The sequence below is a fragment of the Desulfobotulus mexicanus genome, assembly GCF_006175995.1.
In the GTDB taxonomy this organism is placed as follows: domain Bacteria; phylum Desulfobacterota; class Desulfobacteria; order Desulfobacterales; family ASO4-4; genus Desulfobotulus; species Desulfobotulus mexicanus.
On the sequence record NZ_VDMB01000053.1, the window covers coordinates 1 to 3,330 of the forward strand.

General features: G+C 46.0%; 6 protein-coding genes and 1 pseudogene. 1 reads left to right on the plus strand and 6 read right to left on the minus strand.

The window, feature by feature from the left end; genetic code table 11:
- Positions 1-255: 255 nt before the first annotated feature.
- The 4 genes from FIM25_RS16720 to FIM25_RS17420 all read right to left on the minus strand — a co-directional run bounded on the left by FIM25_RS16720 (position 256) and on the right by FIM25_RS17420 (position 2,073).
- Entirely contained in the window at positions 256-1,293 is a 1,038-nt protein-coding gene (locus tag FIM25_RS16720) for a transposase (protein ID WP_139450991.1), read from the minus strand.
- A gap of 168 nt (positions 1,294-1,461) precedes the next feature.
- The gene (locus FIM25_RS16725) at positions 1,462-1,680 is read right to left on the minus strand and encodes a type II toxin-antitoxin system Phd/YefM family antitoxin (RefSeq protein ID WP_139450992.1); all 219 of its coding nucleotides are present in this window, start codon (positions 1,678-1,680) and stop codon (positions 1,462-1,464) included.
- A 1-nt stretch (position 1,681) separates the two neighbouring features.
- Entirely contained in the window at positions 1,682-1,912 is a 231-nt protein-coding gene (locus FIM25_RS17810) for a type II toxin-antitoxin system VapC family toxin (protein WP_342774356.1), read from the minus strand.
- Positions 1,909-2,073 carry a PIN domain-containing protein gene (locus tag FIM25_RS17420; RefSeq protein ID WP_218961493.1) on the minus strand — a complete coding sequence of 55 codons (165 nt, stop codon included), beginning with the start codon at positions 2,071-2,073 and terminating at the stop codon, positions 1,909-1,911. Before FIM25_RS17420 ends, FIM25_RS17810 begins: the two co-directional genes overlap by 4 nt.
- Positions 2,074-2,543: 470 nt before the next feature.
- Between FIM25_RS17420 and FIM25_RS17945 the strand changes: the two are divergent.
- Positions 2,544-2,654: pseudogene (locus tag FIM25_RS17945) on the plus strand (transposase zinc-binding domain-containing protein); the annotation flags it as partial.
- A 181-nt stretch (positions 2,655-2,835) separates the two neighbouring features.
- On the opposite strand, the gene FIM25_RS16740 reads toward FIM25_RS17945, so the two are convergent.
- Entirely contained in the window at positions 2,836-3,198 is a 363-nt protein-coding gene (locus FIM25_RS16740; RefSeq protein ID WP_139450993.1) for a HigA family addiction module antitoxin, read from the minus strand.
- Positions 3,164-3,319: a type II toxin-antitoxin system RelE/ParE family toxin gene (locus tag FIM25_RS16745; RefSeq protein ID WP_342774357.1), complete on the minus strand. Its 156-nt coding sequence runs from the start codon at positions 3,317-3,319 to the stop codon at positions 3,164-3,166. Before FIM25_RS16745 ends, FIM25_RS16740 begins: the two co-directional genes overlap by 35 nt.
- Between the last annotated feature and the right edge of the window lie 11 nt (positions 3,320-3,330).

Here is a 3,330-nt window from a genome sequence, read left to right on the forward strand (position 1 = left end):
GTTATGCCGTCAAAAATATCTTCTGTGCCAGCTGATTTGAAAGTTTTGATCATGGAATGTCGTAACCGTTCGACAAATATTTTTTTCTTTTGAAGTGATTTAATACATTATTTCATGATGTTGATTAACTAACATAATTAAGATAATGGGAGGCATTATATCTGTCAAATATTTTATGGTCAAGAGCAGCATTACAGAGTGGTTTTTTGTGGCTGAGTGAAGATGTGAAAGGTAGCAAAAAGAATGATCCCACCATCAGGCCGCATCAAAAAACACTTCAGAACCGGCACCCCGCATACAGCGCAGGCCTCTGAGTTTGCAGTGCATTCTTAAAACTTCCGGATCTCCCACGGCGGTGCCGAACTGCTCTAAAAGGGTATCCATGGAAGATACAAAAACGGCAGCATCCAGGCCTATTCGTTTGAGAAGGGGAGGGACTTTACGGCAGATACTCCCCCGCTTTTTGCGTTTAAGCTGTCTTCCTGTCCAGTCCACAAGTTCTGCATATTCATGGAAACCGAAGGGAATGGCAAAGGCCATATCCGTGAGATCATCAAAGGGGGCAAGGGAAGCTCTCGGTTTTTCCAGCTGAGTATCCGGGGATGCATCCGGTAGTGTGACGGAAGGCCGAGAAGAACAGGCATCCTTTGCCTTAAGGGCATCCAGCCTTTCCTTGATGGACGTAAAATCTGAGGTTTCAGGGGTTTCGGCCATGCCCGCACGAACAGGGTTGAGATCCACATAGGCCATGGCTGCCAGAATGGCCTTTTCATCGAGAAGGGCCTGACTTTTGAAACGTCCCTCCCAGAATCTGCCGGAAATTCCTTCCTCCTGATTGGCTTTTCTTGCAATGGACTCATTGAGCATCCTCATAAACCACGAAACATCATAAAGGCGGCTTCGGTAGATGCCAGCCAGCTCATTGAGCCTGAGCTGATCCGATGCGCTCAGGTCTTCGGTTTCTGAGAGGTAACGTCTCACCACATCCGGCCCCTTGAAAAGCTGCGTCCAGCGGGTGAAGACTTCACGATCCGACCAGAAAAGGGCACGGTTCTCATCCACACGCAGCACGATGTGGTAGTGGTTACTCATGACCGCATAGGCCGCCACATCAATGGAAAAGATGGCCGAAAGCTCCATGATACGCTCTGCAATCCAGCCCCGTCGGTGGTCAAAGTCCATGCCGGATTGCTTGTCCTTGCCACAGAGAAAGGCCCTGCGGACACAGCGGCAGACGCAGTGATACCATGGGGTGCTTTCAAGGCTGATAAGGGTGGATCGGGGATAGGTCATGTAGGCCCTCCTGTGAAAATTAGGATCTTGTTTTTAAAGGGAAAGATAGGGGATTTTGGAATGCGGGTCAAGAACGAAGTGGGTGTCCAGTGGTTGCAGTGGTTGCTCTGTGGTTTTAGAACGAAGTGGGTGTCTGTGTAGTTGGTTGCCGTATAGGCCGCCACGCCGTTACCTTTCCCTTCCTTCACGAATAATATCAACAATTTCCTTTGTGGAAATTTTAGCTTTAATGGTTGGAATGTCCAGAGGGGAATCAGAAATATTTTCAGGAATTAAAGCAAACGTGCGACCATCTTTTCTCCGAATGAGGACTTTACCGGAAGTTTCAGCCTGATCGAGAACAATCGCAAGCTTTTGTCTTGCTTCTGAATATGTGTAAATTTGCATTTTATGCCTCCAGTGTTGAGATTTTTAGACTTTTGGCAACGGCACACAACTTTGAGTCCAATGTCAGTAAGGGTGCTTTCTGTCTTAAGGCACAATCCAGAAAATAGGCATCATAGGCATAGATATTGGTTTTTTGAGATATTGTTACGGCATTTGCAAAATCGGTTTCAATATACCGAATCGGAATTTTTTTAAAAATTTCAAGCCCTTTTTCGGCCTCTGCAAGACTCACTCGCTTTTTTTAAACATTGCCGAAAACGCATTTCCAATTTCCCAAGGAATCGAACCTGGGCCAATGAGGGTATTTCCTCTTGTCAATTCAATAATTTTTTCTCGTTCAGGTTCATCTACTATGACTGCTATTATTGCTGAAGTATCGATTACGATCTCCATTATCAGCTCCAAAATATATGATTTTTGACAATTGTACAATTCTGATATGAGTTGTCAAGTGCAGAAGTGGAAGGTTCAATGCATGGGATGTCTTTTAAAGGTTAGGGTGGGAACAAAGACCAAGTAAAGACCAAGTGGGTGTCCTGTGGTTTGCTCTGGGACAGCATATCATGACCTGAAAAAAATAACGAAGTGGGTGTCCTGTGGTTGGCATCAGGCATAAATTCTCCCAAGAGAGGCATGAAGCATTCCAAGCATCCGAATAGAATCGGTATTATGGCTCAATCTGTCAAGCCAACATATGCCATTATAATACAGTGCGCCACCTTGATTCAAGAAAAAACAGTGGTAAATTTAAGTCCTACTGGGACAGCATATCATGACCCGAAAAAAATAACGAAGTGGGTGTCCTGTGGTTGTTGAATGCGGGTCAAGAACGAAGTGGGTGTCCTGTAGTTGGGTGTTATCCGTGCACAGACTGTGGTCATCAGGAATGGCGGCCACTTTCCTGTGGTCATCGGAATTGCCCACAGTGCCAGCACCATGAAGCCAGTCAGTGGATCGAACGTCAGCAGGAACGAAGTGGGTGTCCTGTGGTTGAAGATGCTTTTTAAATATTTCCAAGATCATACCACCATCAAGAACAAAGTGGGTGTCCTGTGGTTACGTTTTTTGATGAAAGATCAGGGTCAAGGACAAAGTTGGTGTCTTGTGGTTGTTATTCATGAAGGGGCTTTCGCCTGCCGTGAGGATAGGTGTCTTCTATGCAAAAGAAGGTTCTTTTTTGCAAAGAGGTTTTAACAACCTGATCTTTTTTGCTTCGGGGCTGTTCATGGCATGCCAGAGATCCCAATCCTGTTGTAGGCCCAGCCAGAAATCTGCCGACATTCCCAGAACATGAGACAGCCGCAAGGCTGTGTCCGGAGTTACGGAGCGTTTGCCTCTGATGATTTCATTCAGACGTGGATAGGACACCCCCAGATGGTGGGCAAGTACCGTCTGTGTGATATTTAGTGGCTTGATAAATTCCTCCAGCAACATTTCTCCAGGATGTGTCGGTGGGCGGTTTTGAGGCAAACGACGGCCCACATCAATGGTAATCGGTGATTTCAATTTCGCAGGCATGGCCTTCCTCCCATTTAAAACAGATTCTGTACTGCTGATTGATGCGGATACTGTACTGATTTTCACGCTTACCTTTTAAGCGTTCAAGACGGTTGCCGGGGGGAATATTCAGTTCATTGATTTCCCTTACCC